Consider the following 16,565-nt stretch of genomic DNA (forward strand, 5'->3'; position numbering starts at 1 on the left):
GGCATGCCGTCCCGCGATGTTGCATGATGGCCCTTGGCGCACTGATCTTGCGGAACTGATCGTCGCCCCTTATACTGGTTAAATATACAGTAATCGTGAGCGTACTTTGTTTCCAAAGGAGTGGCGGACTGGTTTCATGAAGCAGCGGGCGCATGGCGAAACGGCATTGAAATGGGTTACCCTTCGCCGTGTACGCGGGTCACTGCATGATGTATGCACGTATGTATGCGCAAAGGTATGCCCGAAGCAGCATGCAAATACATCACGCAAGTGACCCGCGTGCAGAACCTTGTCCCGTTTGCCGTCCGAGAGCTCCCTATGCCCGCCACTCCTGCCATGTACAACACGATCGCGCTGGTCGTCCGGCCCAATACGGCCGGCATCGAAGATTCCGTGCGCGACGTGCTCGCCTTCCTGCGCGCGGGTGGCTACAGCGTTGTGTTCGATACCGACACGGCCGAGCACCTGAACATGCCCGAGGTCCCCGCCATGAGCGCGCAGGGCATCGGCGAAAAATGCGATTGCGCCATCGTGATGGGCGGCGACGGCACGATGCTGGGCATTGCCCGCCAGCTGGCGCCGTTCGAGGTGCCGCTGATCGGCATCAACCAGGGGCGGCTGGGCTTCATGACCGATATCCCGCGCGACGGCATGTTGCCCGTGCTGGCGCGCATCCTGGCCGGCACGCACAAGGCCGAGCGCCGCACCCTGCTGGAAGGGCACGTGCTGCGCGATGGCAAGGTGATCCACGTCGGCCTGGCCGTCAACGACGTGGTCGTGGCGCGCGGCGCCGGTTCGGGCATGGTGGAATTGCGCGTCGATGTCGACGATCACTTCATGTACAACCAGCGTTCCGACGGCCTGATCGTTTCCACGCCCACCGGCTCCACGGCCTATGCGCTGTCGGCCGGCGGTCCACTGCTGCACCCCACGCTGGGCGGTATCGTGATGGTGCCGATCGCGCCACATGCGCTGTCGAACCGCCCGATCGTGCTGCCCGACTCGAGCGAGATCGTCATCGAGATCAACCGCGGGCGCGACATCACGGTGAACTTCGACATGCAAACGTTCGCCAGCCTGATGCCGCAAGACCGCATCCACATCCGCCGTTCACCGCACGCGATGACCTTCCTGCATCCGGAAGGCTGGAGCTACTACAACACGCTGCGCGAAAAGCTGCACTGGAACGAGTATCCGTCCACGGACGGGAAAATCTAACAAGAAGGCCTTCAAGCGAGACCTATGCTGCGTACATTGTCCATCCGCGATTTCGTCATTGTCGATTCCATCGAACTCGAATTTTCCGCCGGCTTCACGGTGTTCACGGGCGAAACGGGCGCCGGCAAGTCGATCCTGATCGATGCCCTGACACTGGCGCTGGGCGGGCGGGGCGATGCGAGCGTGGTGCGCGAAGGCGCGGCCAAGGCCGACATCACGGCCGATTTCGCGATCACCGAGGCGGCGCGCCAATGGCTCGAAGCGAACGAGTGCGCATCCGAGGATGGCGGCGCGCTGCTGCGCCGCGTGATCGACAACGCGGGCCGTTCAAAGGCCTACATCAACGGCATCGCCGCCACCGCCGCCCAGCTGCGCGAACTGGGCGACCTGCTGGTGGACATCCATGGCCAGCATGCGCACCAGTCGCTGCTGAAAGCCGATGCGCAGCGCGAGCTGCTCGACAGCCAGGCCGGCGCGAACGGCAAGGAAGTGACGATCGCCTACAAGGCATGGCGCGCGCTGGCGAAGCAGCTGGAGGAATTCGAAACCAACGCCGCCAACGTGCTGCTGGAACGCGAGCGCCTGGAATGGCAGGTGAGCGAGCTCGACAAGCTGGCGCCGAAGCCGGGCGAGTGGGCCGAGATCGGCAACGAGCACAGCCGGCTGTCGCATGCGGCCAGCCTGCTCGAGGGCGCGCAGGAGGCGCTGTCGGTGATTTCCGAATCGGACGAGCAGCCGATCGTGTCCCAACTGTCGTCGCTGAACCAGAAGCTCGCCAAGCTCGTGTCGGTGGATACGGAATTGCAGCCGGTCGTCGACCTGATCGAATCGGCGCGCATCCAGTTGCAGGAATCGGCCTATGCGCTGAACACCTACCTCGATCGCGTGGAGCTCGACCCGGAACGCCTGCGCGTAGTCGATGCGCGCATGGAAGCGCTGCATTCGTCGGCGCGCAAATACCGCGTCGACCCGGACGACCTGCCGGCCGAACATGCACGGCTGGTCGCGCAACTGGCCCAGCTGGCCGATGCCTCGGACATCGAAGGCCTGCGCAAGCAGGAAGCAAAGCTGAAGGATGACTACCTGGCGGTGGCGCGCAGGCTGTCCGCCACGCGCGCCACGGCGGCGCGCGCGCTGAGCGATGCCGTCACGAAGGCGATGCAGGACCTGAACATGACGGGCGGCCGCTTCGAAGTGGCGTTGAATCCTTGCGAGCCTTCGGCCAAGGGGCTCGAACAGGTGGAATTCCTGGTGGCGGGCCATGCCGGCGTAGCGCCGCGGCCGCTGGCCAAGGTGGCTTCGGGCGGCGAGCTGGCGCGCATCTCGCTGGCCATTTCCGTCATCACGTCGAACGCCACCACCGTGCCCACGCTGATCTTCGACGAGGTCGACAGCGGCATCGGCGGCGGCGTCGCCGAAGTGGTGGGCCGGCTGCTCAAGCGCCTGGGCCAGGAGCGGCAGGTGCTGTGCGTGACCCACCTGCCGCAGGTGGCGAGCCAGGGCAACAGCCATTTCCAGGTCGCGAAAAGCACGCTGGCCAACGGCAAGACGGCTTCGCGCATCGAAGTACTCGATGCCAAGGCCCGCGTCGAGGAAGTGGCCCGCATGCTGGGCGGCCTCGAGATCACCGCCACCACCCGCAAGCACGCGCGAGAGTTGCTGGCCTCCTGATCGCTCTCGCAGCGTGGCGCTGCGCCCGGTTGCCTCGAGCTGTGCTGCGTTGAGCATGGATGCGCCTCGATGCGCCTGGTTGTACCTGGTTGCACCGCCTTGCGCTTCGTTGAATACCTGAGCCAGAGCGGCCGCGCGCCGGGCCGCATATAATCGAAGGTCCCCTCGATTGATGACCCCGATTCCATGGCTTTCGCGAAAGAACCTCCTCACCAGCACGGCGCCGTCAGCGGCAGTGCGATCGTGCTGGTCAACCTCGGCACGCCCGATGCGCCCACGCGTGGCGCCGTGCGCCGTTATTTGAAGCAGTTCCTGTCCGACCCGCGCGTGGTCGAGATCCCGAGAGCGCTGTGGTGGTTCATCCTGCACGGCGTGATCCTGCCGTTCCGTTCCGGCCAGTCGGCGAAGAAATATGCGTCGATCTGGACGGAAGACGGCTCGCCGCTGCGCATCCACACGCAAAACCAGGCAATGCTGCTGCACGAGGCGCTGCAGGCGCGCGGCCACCAGGACGTGACGGTGGCGATGGCCATGCGCTACGGCACGCCAGCGCTGCCCGACGTGCTGGCCCGCCTGAAGGCCGATGGCTGCGACCGCATCGTCGTGCTGCCCGCCTACCCGCAATATTCCGGCACCACCACCGGTTCAATCTGGGATGCCGTGTTCCGGCATTACCGGAAAATTCGCAATATTCCCGAACTGCGGCTGGTCAAGAACTACCACGACCACGAAGCCTATATCGAGGCGCTGCGCCAGAACGTGCTGGCACATTGGGAGCACCATGGCCGCGCGAAAAAGCTCGTGATGAGTTTCCACGGCGTGCCGAAACGCACGCTGCTGCTGGGCGACCCGTACCACTGCGAATGCCACAAGACTGCGCGCCTTCTCGCCGCCGCGCTGAAGCTGCGCGACGACGACTACATCGTTACGTTCCAGTCCCGCTTCGGCAAGGCCGAATGGCTGCAGCCCTACACGGCACCGACGGTGCAGAAGCTGGCCCAGGATGGCGTGCGCAGCATCGACGTGATCTGCCCGGGCTTCACGAGCGACTGCCTGGAAACGCTGGAAGAGATCGCGATGGAGGTGCGTCACGATTTCCTCGCGGCCGGCGGCAAGGAATTCCATTACATCCCTTGCCTGAACGAAAGCCCGGCCTGGATCGCCGCGCTGGCCGAAATTGCCGAGCAGCACATGATCGGCTGGCCGGCGATGGTCTCGCCATCGCAGCGCGCCATGCGCCAGCACGATGCCGCCCGTGGCCGCGACCGCGCGATTGCCCTCGGCGCCGCGGACTGAGCCCGGTCGCGGCGAGTTCGCAACATAAGCATCCTGATACGTTGTTAGCACTTGCCGTCGGTGAGTGCTAGCCTGTTAAAATAACAGGTTGTCGGGCCACGCCCGGCCATGATTTGCCAGCCGTTTGTCAAGCGCTGTCCGAACAAAGGGTTTGTTTCAACGCCATAAATCCCTTGAAATAGTAGGGGATAGCCCCAGATTCGGCCAGTGCAGCAAGGGCAATGTCAAACAAACACGATTTTCAGGAGTCAAACGATGCAAGACCAGGAAAACCAGGCCAGCCAGAATCCCGAGGAATTGCAGCAGGATGCCCAGGCGCAGCAACAGGCATCGCAGCAGCCTTCGCAGCAGGCTCCTTTCGAGTCCGCAGCCACTCCGAGCCTGGAAGAGCAACTGTCCGCCGCGGAAGCCAAGCTGGCTGAAATGCACGACGCGTTCATGCGCGCCAAGGCCGAGGGCGACAATATCCGCCGCCGTGCCCAGGATGACGTGGCCAAGGCCCACAAGTTCGCTGTCGAGAGCTTTGCCGAGGCGCTGCTGCCGGTGAAGGACAGCCTGGAGATGGCGCTGAAAGTGGAAGCGCCATCCATCGAGTCGCTGAAGGAAGGCGTGGAAATGACGCTCAAGCAGCTGACCTCCGCGTTCGAACGCAACAAGCTGCTCGAAGTCGTGCCTGCCGCCGGCGACAAGCTGGACCCGAACCGGCACCAGGCCGTGGCCATGGTGCCGGCCGAGCAGGAAGCCAATACCGTCGTCGCCGTACTGCAAAAGGGTTACACGATCGCGGACCGCCTGTTGCGCCCCGCCATCGTCACGGCTGCCCAGCCGAAGTGATCCGGGAAAGCGCTGATTTATTCATCGGCGCTTCCTAAGCACTTGAAAAGCAAGAAGCTTTTCCGCATATAAGACTTATTCAGAAACTAATCCGTTACGAGGAAGAACAAACCATGGGCAAAATGATCGGTATCGACCTGGGCACGACCAACTCCTGCGTCGCCATCATGGAAAATGGCCAGCCGAAGGTCATTGAAAACGCCGAAGGCGCGCGCACCACGCCTTCCATCATCGCTTACCAGGAAGACGGCGAGATCCTGGTCGGTGCGCCGGCCAAGCGCCAGGCAGTCACCAACCCGAAGAACACGCTGTTCGCCGTGAAGCGCCTGATCGGCCGCAAGTACGAAGAAAAGGAAGTGCAGAAGGACATCGCGCTGATGCCTTACACGATCAACAAGGCTGACAACGGCGATGCCTGGATCAGCGTGCGCGACAAGAAACTGGCGCCGCCGCAGATCTCCGCCGAAGTGCTGCGCAAGATGAAGAAGACCGCCGAGGACTACCTGGGCGAGGAAGTCACGGAAGCCGTGATCACCGTGCCGGCCTACTTCAACGACTCGCAGCGCCAGGCCACCAAGGACGCCGGCCGCATCGCCGGCCTGGACGTGAAGCGCATCATCAACGAGCCGACCGCGGCCGCGCTGGCGTTCGGCCTGGACAAGACCGAAAAGGGCGACCGCAAGATCGCCGTGTATGACCTGGGTGGCGGCACGTTCGACGTGTCGATCATCGAGATCGCCGACGTGGATGGCGAAAAGCAGTTCGAAGTGCTGTCGACCAACGGCGACACGTTCCTGGGCGGCGAAGACTTCGACCAGCGCGTGATCGACTACATCATCGAAGAGTTCAAGAAGATCAACGGCCTGGACCTGAAGAAGGATCCGATCGCCCTGCAGCGCATCAAGGCTTCGGCCGAGCGCGCGAAGATCGAACTGTCGTCGGCGCAGCAGACCGAGATCAACGAGCCGTACATCGCCATGGCGAACGGCGCGCCGGTCCACCTGAACCTGAAGATCACCCGCGCCAAGCTGGAATCGCTGGTCGAGGAACTGGTCGCCAAGACGATCGAACCGTGCCGCATCGCCATCAAGGATGCGGGCGTGAAGGTCTCCGACATCGACGACATCATCCTGGTCGGCGGCATGACCCGTATGCCGAAGGTGCAGGAAAAGGTGAAGGAATTCTTCGGTAAGGATCCGCGCAAGGACGTCAACCCGGATGAAGCCGTGGCCGTGGGCGCCGCGATCCAGGGCTCCGTGCTGTCGGGCGAACGCAAGGACCTGCTGCTGCTGGACGTGACCCCGCTGTCGCTGGGTATCGAAACGCTGGGCGGCGTGATGACGAAGATGATCCACAAGAACACCACGATCCCGACCAAGTTCGCACAGGTGTTCTCGACGGCCGACGACAACCAGCCCGCGGTGACCATCAAGGTCTACCAGGGCGAGCGTGAGATCGCCGCCGGCAACAAGGCGCTGGGCGAGTTCAACCTGGAAGGCATCCCGCCGGCATCGCGCGGCACGCCGCAGATCGAAGTGACCTTCGACATCGACGCCAACGGCATCCTGCACGTGGGCGCGAAAGACAAGGCCACCGGCAAGGAAAACAAGATCACCATCAAGGCCAACTCCGGTCTGTCGGAAGAGGAAATCCAGAAGATGGTGAAGGATGCCGAACTGAACGCCGAAGAAGACAAGAAGGTGAAGGAGCTGGCCGAGTCGCGCAACCAGGCCGACGCACTGGTGCACTCCACCAAGAAGTCGCTGACCGAATACGGCGACAAGCTGGGTGCCGACGAGAAGGCGAAGATCGAAGCGGCCATCACCGACCTGGAAGGCGAGATCAAGTCCGGCGACAAGGCCACGATCGACTCCAAGGTGGCCGCGCTGACCGAAGCCGCGCAGAAGCTGGGCGAGAAGATGTACGCCGACATGCAGGCGCAGCAGGCTGCGGCCGGCGGTGGCGCGGACGCGGGTGCAGCGGGTGCGGGCCAGCAGGCCGGCGGCGCGGACAACCGCGCGCAGCAGGATGACGTTGTCGATGCCGACTTCAAGGAAGTCAAAGACAACAAGTAATCCGGCGCGTGCCGTCAAGACCGGCCGGGAACATGTCCATCGACGATGTTCCCGGCCCCGCCGAGCGGAGCGGCCGTAGCACGGTGGCCCGCTCGGCGTTTTTGCATAATCGGCAGGGTTTTGAGGTTGTTTCACAACGCCAATGTTGCCCCCTTCGATAGGGGGCAGCGACAGGCGGCGGTGCAGGTAGCGACAACCCCGTCGTCCTGCTACAGTCTCCCTTCTATTCAGTTCAGTTAGGTGCCTGCATATGGCAAAGCGTGATTTTTACGAGATTCTCGGTCTGGCAAAAAATGCCTCGGAAGACGAGATCAAGAAGGCTTATCGCAAGCTTGCGATGAAGTACCACCCGGACCGCAACCCGGACAACAAAGAGGCGGAAGAGAAGTTCAAGGAAGTCAAGGAAGCCTACGAGATGCTGACCAATCCGGAAAAGCGCGAGGCGTATGACCGCTATGGTCACGCCGGCGTGGATCCGAACATGGGCGGCGGCGGCTTTGGCGGCGCCGGCGGTTTCGGCGATGCATTCGGCGACATCTTTGGCGATATCTTCGGCGGTGGCGGTGGCCGGCGCGGCGGTGGCCCGCAGGTGTACCGCGGCGCCGACCTGCGCTACAACCTCGAGATCACGCTGGAACAGGCCGCGCACGGCTTCGACACGACGATCCGCGTGCCCGCATGGGACAAGTGCGATTCGTGCCACGGCTCGGGCGCCAAGCCGGGCACGTCGCCCGTCACCTGTTCCACGTGCGGCGGCCACGGCCAGGTGCGCATGCAGCAGGGTTTCTTCAGCATCCAGCAAACGTGCCCGAAATGCCATGGCACGGGCAAGATCATTCCCGAGCCGTGCCCCGCCTGCTCGGGCGCCGGTCGCATCAAGCGCAACAAGACGCTGGAAGTGAAGATCCCGGCGGGTATCGACAACGGCATGCGCATCCGCTCGTCCGGCAACGGCGAGCCGGGAACGAATGGCGGGCCGCCGGGCGACCTGTACGTGGAAATCCACATCAAGGCGCACCCGGTGTTCCAGCGCGAAGGCGACGACCTGCACTGCGAAATGCCGATCTCGTTCGCCAAGGCGGCACTGGGCGGTGAAATCGAAGTGCCCACGCTGTCCGGCAAGGTGTCGTTCACCGTGCCCGAGGGCACCCAGTCCGGCAAGACGTTCCGCCTGAAGGGCAAGGGCGTGAAAGGCGTGCGCTCCGGCTACCCGGGCGACCTGTTCTGCCACGTGGCCGTCGAAACGCCGGTCAAGCTGACCGACAAGCAGAAGGAACTGCTGCGCGAGTTCGAGCGCGCCACGGTCGAGGGCGGCTCCAAGCACAGCCCGCAATCGAAAGGCTGGATGGACAAGGTGAAGGATTTCTTCGAGTAAGTTTGAAGCGCCATGAACCCAACGGCGTGAGTCTGGGGTCAGACCCGACGGGGCGTAGCCGGGGTTTCAAGGAGCATCGCTCCTTGCCGGCATAGCGGTACTGGCCTGCAGGCCGGTACTTCCTCCTGACCCCGGCATTTGCCCTTGGGTTGAAAGCCTGCAAGAGACCGCTACCAAAAAAGTACGTTCGGCCGACAGCAGTCGGATCGGATAAACTGGCAGCTGAATTTACGGCCGCCGCGTTGTGAGGCAGCAACCGGCGGCCTTGTTACGTCTGAAAGGAGCATCATGAACGATACCAAGCCCTCCGACCTGCGGGAACTCCTCAACAACAACCGCCGCTGGGCCGACTCGATGGTCCAGCGCGACCCCGAGTTCTTCCACCGGCTGGCCAACCAGGCTTCGCCGGAATACCTGTGGATCGGCTGTTCGGACAGCCGCGTACCCGCCAACGAACTGCTCGGCCTGCTGCCGGGCGATGTGTTCGTCCACCGTAACATCGCCAACGTCGTCGTCCACTCCGACCTGAACTGCCTCTCCGTGCTGCAATTCGCGATCGAAGTGCTGAAGGTGAAGCACGTGATCATCGTGGGCCACTACGGCTGCAAGGGCGTGCATGCCGCGCTGACGGGCGCCCGCGTGGGCCTCGTCGACAACTGGCTGCGCCACGTGCAGGACGTGAGCCAGAAGCACGAGCGCTACCTGGGCACCGTGCTCGACGAACGCGTGCGCAGCGAAAAGCTCGTGGAGCTGAACGTGGTGGAGCAGGTCGTCAACGTGTGCTCGACGACGATCCTGCGCGACGCCTGGGACCGTGGCCAGGAAGTGGCCGTGCACGGCTGGGTGTACGGCATCAACGACGGCCACCTGCACGACCTGGGCATGTCGATCACCGAATACCCGCAGCTGCAAACGAAGCTGAAAGACCGGCTGGCCAACCACTACAACGCTGCCTGATCCGGCAACGTCCAAAACTGGGGACGTACCCCTGTTTACAGGAAATCTTTCCTGCAAACAGGGGTACGTCCCCAGTTTTCCTGAACCGCAGCTGACCCGCTAATCGCCGCTGCTTGTACCGTGTCCTGAACAGGCTTCCGTTATACTGTATATCTGTACAGTTGGGTGCCGATGATGGAGCTGAACGACAAGCTGGAAATCCTCGCCGATGCGGCGAAATACGATGCCTCCTGCGCCAGCAGTGGCGCGCCGAAGCGTTCGTCCGAGGGCAAGGATGGCCTGGGTGCCACCAACGGCATGGGCATCTGCCACAGCTATACGCCCGATGGCCGCTGCGTCTCGCTGCTGAAGATCCTGCTGACGAATTTCTGCGTCTACGACTGCCAGTATTGCGTCAACCGCCGCACGTCGAACGTGCCGCGTGCCCGTTTCACCGTGCAGGAAGTGGTGAAGCTTACCGTCGACTTTTACCTGCGTAACTACATCGACGGCCTGTTCCTCAGTTCCGGCATCATCCAGTCCGCCGACTACACGATGGAGCAACTGGTCGCCGTCGCGCGCGAGCTGCGCGAAGTGCACCAGTTCCGCGGCTACATCCATCTCAAAACGATTCCCGATGCCGATCCGGCCCTGATCGAAGCGGCCGGCCGCTATGCGGACCGCCTGTCCGTCAACATCGAACTGCCGACGCAGGACAGCGTGCAAAGGCTGGCGCCGGAAAAGAACGTCCACACGATCAAGCTGGCGATGGGGAACATCCGCCTGAAGCTGGACGAAAAGGAAGGCGAGCCGAAGGCGCCGAAGTTCGCACCGGCCGGCCAGAGCACGCAGATGATCGTGGGCGCCGATGCGAGCGACGATGCGCGCATTCTCACCACGGCCGAAACGCTGTACGGCAGCTACAAACTCAAGCGCGTCTACTACAGCGCTTTCAGCCCGATTCCCGAAAGCCCGAAGAGCGTGCCGCTGGCGCCGCCGCCGCTGCTGCGCGAGCACCGGCTGTACCAGGCCGACTTCCTGTTGCGCAGCTATGGCTTCCAGGCGAAGGAACTGCTGCCGGGGACGGGCAACCTGTCGCTCGACATCGACCCCAAGCTGGCCTGGGCACTGGCCCACCGCGAGCACTTCCCGATGGACCTGAACCGCGCCGAGCCCCAGATGATCGCGCGCATTCCCGGCATCGGCATCCGCAACGCGCAGCGCATCGTCGAGCTGCGCCGCATGCGGCAGGTGCGCTGGGCCGATCTCGCGCGCCTGCGCTGCAGCATGAAGAAAGTGGCGCCATTCATCGTTACCGCCGACTACCGTCCGGCGCAGGACACCACGCCGTCCGATACGCTGCGCCGGTCCATGGCCGACGTACCGCAGCAGATGGCACTGTTCCCCGAGCTGCAGGCCGCATGACGGCCAGCCAGACGGACGCGGTGGCGCGGGCGCTGTCCGGCCAGCCGGTCGTCGTGACATCGTTCGCCGAATGGCGGGCCGCCGCGCGGGATTTGATCGTGCGCCGCATTCGGCCCGAATACGTACAATGGGTCATGCAGGATGGCGGCGGAGACCTGCTGAGTGCAATGCCTCCAATGGCTTTAGGTGAGCTGGTGAATGACTCGGGCAGCAACGTAGTAAAGCAAGTGGCAGTAAAGGAAGTTGAAGTAGCAGTTGAAGTTGAAGTTGAAGTAGCAGTTGAAGTTGAAGTCGAAGTAGCAGGTGAAGTTGATGTAGCAGGTGAAGCAGGCAGCAACGCAGTAACCGAGTCGGCAAGTGAACCAGCAAGCGCAGTAGCAAGCGCAGTAGCAAGCGCAGTAGCAAGCACCTTGGTAAGTAAGTTGGCCAGTGAGGAAACTCATAACCCCGATGAGCGATCGGACCCGCCGCCCTCGAATTTCCAGCCAGGCGCGCAGCTGCGCATCTCCCGCAAGCTGATGGAGATGCTGCAAGGCGCCGCCTGCTATCGCGCCCACGACCGCTGGGCCTTCCTGTACCGCGTGCTGTGGCGCTGGCACAGTGGCGAACACGAGGTCGTCTCGATGGCCGACGTCGATGGCGCCCGCCTCGCCAGCATGGTGAGGGCGGTGCGGCACGAGGAACACGACATGCATGCCTACCTTCGCTTTCGCGAGCGCCCCGAGGAAGCGGGGGCGCCACGTTTCGTTGCATGGTTCGAACCCGCGCACGATGTGCTGCCGCAGGTTGCCCAGCACTTCGCAAAACGCATGGGCAAGACAAGCTGGATGATCGCCACGCCCGAAGCCACCGTGCTGTGGGACGGCGTCACCCTGCACACCGGCGAAGCCCTGGCGCGCAGCGCGGCGGACTTCGACGATGCCGGCGAATCGCTGTGGCTCACCTACTATCGCAGCATCTTCAATCCCGCCCGCCTGAATGCGGACATCATGCACGGCCACATCCGCCAGCGGTTCTGGAAGAATTTGCCCGAAGCGGCCGTGGTGCCGCACATGGTCACGCAGGCCGCGGCCGGCGCGCGCAAGGTGGGGCAGCTCGATACCGTCGGCAAGCGTGGCGGCACCACCATTCCGATCTCCTCCGAAAAGGCGGCGCCCGAGCGCCAGCAACCGAGTTCGCTCGACGAGTGCCGCCGCTGCGACCTGTGGCAGAACGCCACGCAGGCCGTGGCCGGGCAGGGCGCCCGCCGCGCGAAGATCATGCTGGTGGGCGAGCAGCCGGGCGACCAGGAAGACCTGGCCGGCAAACCGTTCGTGGGCCCGGCTGGCGACCTGCTGGACAAGGCGATGGATGAAGCGGCGCTCGACCGCCGCACGGTGTATGTGACCAACGCCGTCAAGCACTTCAAATGGGAACCGCGCGGCAAGCGCCGCCTGCACAAGACGCCCGCGCAAAAGGAAGTGATGGCCTGCCGCTACTGGCTCGAGACGGAACTGGAAACCGTGGCGCCCGATGTTCTCGTGGCGCTCGGCAGCACGGCGCTGAAATCGATCCTGCAGACCGGCAGCGTGACGATGAAGGATTACATGGGCGCGCCGTTCGAGCATGAAGGGCGCTGGGTTGTCGTCACGTATCACCCCGCCTATGCGCTGCGCGTGCCCGACCGCGAGTCGCGCCAGGCGGCGTTCGCGGCGATCGTCGAGGCATTGAAGACAGCGCAGCAACTGGCCGGCGGCACCGCGCCCGGCTTGTAAAAACCGCATATCGATATCAAAAAGCATTCGTTTTCATCATGATGCGCGAGGCCTAGACTGGCTTCACTCGTTCGGTGCCGTGGCCGTGGAAAGCGCGGTGCCGGGCGAGCTTCCGACCCCGTCAGCTGGAGCGCATCACATGTCCGCAGTCTTGAGTGCTGTTGTAGAAAATGCCGCAGTTCCCCCGGATGGCACCCTGCGCATTCGCCCGTTCGAAGGCCCGGTTGGCGCTGAAGTGATTGGCCTCGATCTGGCACGGCCGCTCTCCCGCAAGGCCTTGTTGCAGCTGCATGCCGCCCACCTGGCGCACCATGTACTGGTGTTTCGGGACCAGCGCATCACGCCGCAACAGCAGGTGAATTTTTCCCGCCTGTTCGGTCCCTTGCAAATCCATGTGCTGAGAAATTTCCAGCTGGCGGGGCACCCGGAAGTCCTCGTCGTGTCGAACGTCGTTGAAAGCGGCAAGCCGATCGGTCTTGGCGATGCCGGCCATTTCTGGCACTCCGATCTGTCGTACAAGGAAAAGCCCAGTCTCGGCTCGATGCTGCATGCGCAGGAATTGCCGGCCGAGGGAGGCGACACGCTGTTCGCCAACATGCACCTGGCCTGGGACACGCTTCCCGCGGCGTTGAAAAGCCAGATCCGCTACGCCAGGGCCGAGCACAGCTACCTGAAGCAGTATTCCGAACTCCAGCGCCGCAGCCCGTGGCGCCCGAATCTCACGCAGGCGCAGATCGACGAAGTAAAACCCGTCGTGCATCCGGTGGTGCGCACGCACCCGGAAACGGGGCGCCAGGCGCTGTTCGTCAGCGAACATTTCACCACCCGCATCGTCGGCATTCCCGAGGATGAAAGCGCGGCGCTCCTGGACGAGCTGTTCGCTCACAGCGTGCGGCCCGAGCACGTGTACCGCCACCAGTGGCAGCCGCACGACATGGTGTTCTGGGATAACCGCTCGCTGATGCACCTGGCCGCCGGTTGTCCGGCCGACCAGCGCCGCAAGCTGTACCGCACCACGATCGAAGGCGACGTGCCTTACTAGCCCGACCAGGCAATCCTGCAGCGTCTCCGATCCGAGGAAATATTCCCAGAAAACTGGTGTCTGTCACCGGTTTCTTTGCAACATTCCCGGAAAACCGGTGACAGACACCAATTAATTTGGAAGATTTCATGAAAGCATTTCGAATCGCCGCGGGTGCGTTCGCGCTCGTGCTGGCCACCGGCGCCCATGCCGAAGGCACCATCCGTATCGCCCAGCAGTTCGGCGTGCCGTTCCTGATCCTGAACATCGCCCAGGAGCAGAAGCTCATCGAGAAATACGGCAAGCAGAATGGCGTGGACGTGAAGGTCGAATGGAAGCAGCTTTCGGGCGGCGCCGCCATCAACGATGCGCTGCTGGCAGGCAGCGTCGATATTGCCGGTGCCGGCGTCGGCCCGCTGCTCACGGTATGGGACCGCACGAAGGGCCGGCAGAACGTGAAGGGCGTGGCGTCGCTGGGCAGCTTCCCGTACTACCTGATCACCAACAACCCCAAAGTGAAATCGATCGCGGACTTTACCGAGAAGGACCGCATCGCGCTGCCCGCCGTTACCGTTTCCGTGCAATCGCGCATCCTGCAACTGGCCGCCGCGCAGAAATGGGGCGACAAGGAATTTGCCCGGCTGGACAAGTTCACGCAAACGCTGCCGCACCCGGATGCGGCCACGGCGATCATCTCCAACGGTACCGAAATCACGACCCACTTCGCCACGCCGCCGTTCCAGGAACAGGAACTGGCCCAGAACCCGAATGCGCGCGTGATCCTGAAATCGTATGAAGTGCTGGGCGGTCCGTCATCGGCCACGCTGCTGTACGCTACCGAGAAATACCGCAAGGAGAACCCGAAGACGCTGCGCTCGTTCGTGCAGGCGCTGGCCGAGGCGGCCGACTACGCGGCGAAGAACCCGGAAGGCGCGGCCGACATCTACCTGAAGGCGAACAAGAGCAATATCGATCGTGCGCTGCTCGTGAAGATCTTCAAGAACCCCGAAGTGCAGTTCAATATCGCGCCGCAGAACACGCTGAAGATCGCGCAGTTCATGCACCGCGTGGGCGCCGTGAAGAACAAGCCGGCCACATGGCGCGACTATTTCTTTGAAGAGCCGCTGGTGGCCAAGGGGAGCTGACATGATATCGCCGCTGCAGGTCGTCCGCCCATCCTCGCCTTCCGAAGCGCTGCTGCGCGCCCGTGGCGTTACCCTCGAATACCGTAGCGGCGGCAACGCCGTGCGCGCCACGCAGGACGTCGACTTCGATGTGTTCGGGGGTGACCGCTTCGTGCTGCTCGGGCCTTCCGGCTGCGGCAAATCGTCGCTGCTGAAGGCTGTCGGCGGCTTCATCGAACCCGCCGCGGGCACGATCACGCTGAACGGCCAGGTCATCACGAAGCCAGGGCCGGACCGCATCTGCGTGTTCCAGGAATTCGACCAGCTGCCGCCGTGGAAGACGGTGCTGCAAAACGTGATGTTCCCGTTGCTGGCGTCGAAAAACTGCGGCCGCGCCGAAGCACGGGAACGTGCGCGCCACTGGATCGCCCGCGTGGGGCTGGACCGTTTCGAGAACGCGTACCCGCACACGCTGTCCGGCGGCATGAAGCAGCGCGTGGCCATTGCCCGCGCGCTGGCGATGCAGCCGGCCGTGCTGCTGATGGACGAGCCGTTCGCAGCGCTCGACGCCCTCACGCGCCGCACGATGCAGGAAGAGTTGACGAAGCTGTGGGAGGAATCGCCGTTCACGCTGCTGTTTGTCACCCACTCGATCGAGGAAGCGCTGGTGGTCGGCAACCGCATCCTGTTGCTGTCGCCGCATCCGGGCCGCGTGCGTGCGGAGCTGAACAGTCACCAGTTCGGCTTGCACAGCGGCGGCGGCGCCGAGTTCCAGCATGCCGCGCAGCGCATCCACTACCTGCTGTTCGGCGAGGCCCCGGCGGCGCAGCCGGAACATGAAGAGGAAAGGATCGCCCTGTGAGCAACCTGGTCCCGCCGATCCGGCAAGAGTTTCAATATGACCTGGCGCCCGCCGCACCGGCATCGCTGCAGCGCCGCCTCCCGGTCGCGCAGCGCCTGTGGCAGCAGGGCTGGCTGCGCAAGAGCGCCGTGCTGGCCTTGCTGGCGCTGCTGTGGGAACTGGCCGCGCGCTGGCAGGACAACGACCTGCTGCTGCCCACGTTCGTGCAAACGGCACGGGCATTCTTCGAAGGCATCGCCAGCGGCGAGCTGGTCGAAAAAGTCCATGTGTCGCTGGCCGTGCTGGTACAGGGCTACGTGGCCGGCATCGCGCTGGCGTTCGTGCTGACCGCGCTCGCGGTGTCGACACGCCTGGGGCGCGACCTGCTGGAAACGCTCGTCGCCATGTTCAACCCGCTGCCCGCCATCGCGCTGCTGCCGCTGGCCATGTTGTGGCTGGGACTCGGCAACGCCAGCCTCGTGTTCGTCATCGTGCACGCCGTGCTGTGGCCGCTGGCGCTGGGCACGTATGCCGGCTTCCAGTCGGTGCCGGCCACGCTGCGCATGGCGGGCCGCAACTATGGTCTCGGCGGGCTGCCGTTCGTCATCCAGATCCTCGTGCCCGCCGCGCTGCCGGCCATCGTCTCGGGGCTGAAGATCGGCTGGGCATTCGCCTGGCGCACGCTGATCGCCGCGGAACTGGTGTTCGGCGCCTCGTCCGGCAAGGGCGGCCTGGGCTGGTACATCTTCCAGAACCGCAACGAGTTGTATACAGACAAGGTCTTCGCCGGCCTCGCCGCCGTGATCCTCATCGGGCTTGCCGTCGAGCACCTGCTGTTCGCCGCGCTGGAGCGTATGACGGTACAGAAATGGGGCATGCGCTCCAATAGCTGAGTTCGTGTTGCCGGGCTATAGCCCGGCTGCCTGGCACGGAGACACGAACTCATCAACAAGAACAAGTCGGTAAACAAGTGCCGATATCGACGGGAGCGGATT

Annotated in this window: 13 protein-coding genes; all 13 read left to right on the forward strand. The window is 63.7% G+C overall.

Annotated features, from left to right (window positions below):
- Nucleotides 1-318 precede the first annotated feature (318 nt).
- The 13 genes from ACY65G_RS10140 (at nucleotide 319) to ACY65G_RS10200 (ending at nucleotide 16,463) form a co-directional block, all read left to right on the forward strand.
- Nucleotides 319-1,218, forward strand: coding sequence for an NAD kinase (locus ACY65G_RS10140; RefSeq protein WP_464997237.1), 900 nt, complete (start codon nucleotides 319-321; stop codon nucleotides 1,216-1,218).
- 24 nt (nucleotides 1,219-1,242) lie between these two features.
- Nucleotides 1,243-2,889, forward strand: coding sequence for a DNA repair protein RecN (gene recN, locus ACY65G_RS10145; protein WP_464997238.1), 1,647 nt, complete (start codon nucleotides 1,243-1,245; stop codon nucleotides 2,887-2,889).
- 186 nt (nucleotides 2,890-3,075) lie between these two features.
- Entirely contained in the window at nucleotides 3,076-4,185 is a 1,110-nt protein-coding gene (hemH, locus tag ACY65G_RS10150) for a ferrochelatase (protein WP_464997239.1), read from the forward strand.
- A 255-nt stretch (nucleotides 4,186-4,440) separates the two neighbouring features.
- Nucleotides 4,441-5,019: a nucleotide exchange factor GrpE gene (grpE, locus tag ACY65G_RS10155; RefSeq protein WP_464997240.1), complete on the forward strand. Its 579-nt coding sequence runs from the start codon at nucleotides 4,441-4,443 to the stop codon at nucleotides 5,017-5,019.
- Between the two features lie 113 nt (nucleotides 5,020-5,132).
- Entirely contained in the window at nucleotides 5,133-7,094 is a 1,962-nt protein-coding gene (gene dnaK / locus ACY65G_RS10160) for a molecular chaperone DnaK (protein ID WP_464997241.1), read from the forward strand.
- A 250-nt stretch (nucleotides 7,095-7,344) separates the two neighbouring features.
- Nucleotides 7,345-8,469: a molecular chaperone DnaJ gene (gene dnaJ / locus ACY65G_RS10165; protein ID WP_130187349.1), complete on the forward strand. Its 1,125-nt coding sequence runs from the start codon at nucleotides 7,345-7,347 to the stop codon at nucleotides 8,467-8,469.
- 288 nt (nucleotides 8,470-8,757) lie between these two features.
- Nucleotides 8,758-9,426 (forward strand): carbonate dehydratase, encoded by a 669-nt coding sequence (gene can, locus ACY65G_RS10170; RefSeq protein ID WP_464997242.1) that lies wholly within the window; start codon nucleotides 8,758-8,760, stop codon nucleotides 9,424-9,426.
- 174 nt (nucleotides 9,427-9,600) lie between these two features.
- Nucleotides 9,601-10,830 carry a putative DNA modification/repair radical SAM protein gene (locus ACY65G_RS10175; RefSeq protein WP_464997597.1) on the forward strand — a complete coding sequence of 410 codons (1,230 nt, stop codon included), beginning with the start codon at nucleotides 9,601-9,603 and terminating at the stop codon, nucleotides 10,828-10,830.
- 176 nt (nucleotides 10,831-11,006) lie between these two features.
- Nucleotides 11,007-12,584: a UdgX family uracil-DNA binding protein gene (locus ACY65G_RS10180; protein WP_464997598.1), complete on the forward strand. Its 1,578-nt coding sequence runs from the start codon at nucleotides 11,007-11,009 to the stop codon at nucleotides 12,582-12,584.
- Between the two features lie 139 nt (nucleotides 12,585-12,723).
- On the forward strand, nucleotides 12,724-13,626 hold the full coding sequence (locus ACY65G_RS10185; protein ID WP_464997243.1) for a TauD/TfdA dioxygenase family protein: 903 nt from the start codon (nucleotides 12,724-12,726) through the stop codon (nucleotides 13,624-13,626).
- A 128-nt stretch (nucleotides 13,627-13,754) separates the two neighbouring features.
- Nucleotides 13,755-14,750 (forward strand): ABC transporter substrate-binding protein, encoded by a 996-nt coding sequence (locus ACY65G_RS10190; RefSeq protein WP_464997244.1) that lies wholly within the window; start codon nucleotides 13,755-13,757, stop codon nucleotides 14,748-14,750.
- Nucleotide 14,751: 1 nt separating this feature from the next.
- A complete protein-coding gene (locus tag ACY65G_RS10195; protein ID WP_464997245.1) occupies nucleotides 14,752-15,591 on the forward strand; it encodes an ABC transporter ATP-binding protein in 840 nt (279 codons plus the stop codon).
- Entirely contained in the window at nucleotides 15,588-16,463 is an 876-nt protein-coding gene (locus ACY65G_RS10200; RefSeq protein ID WP_464997246.1) for an ABC transporter permease, read from the forward strand. Before ACY65G_RS10195 ends, ACY65G_RS10200 begins: the two co-directional genes overlap by 4 nt.
- The last annotated feature ends 102 nt before the right edge of the window (nucleotides 16,464-16,565 follow it).

The sequence above is a fragment of the Pseudoduganella sp. jia 12 genome (assembly GCF_055502675.1).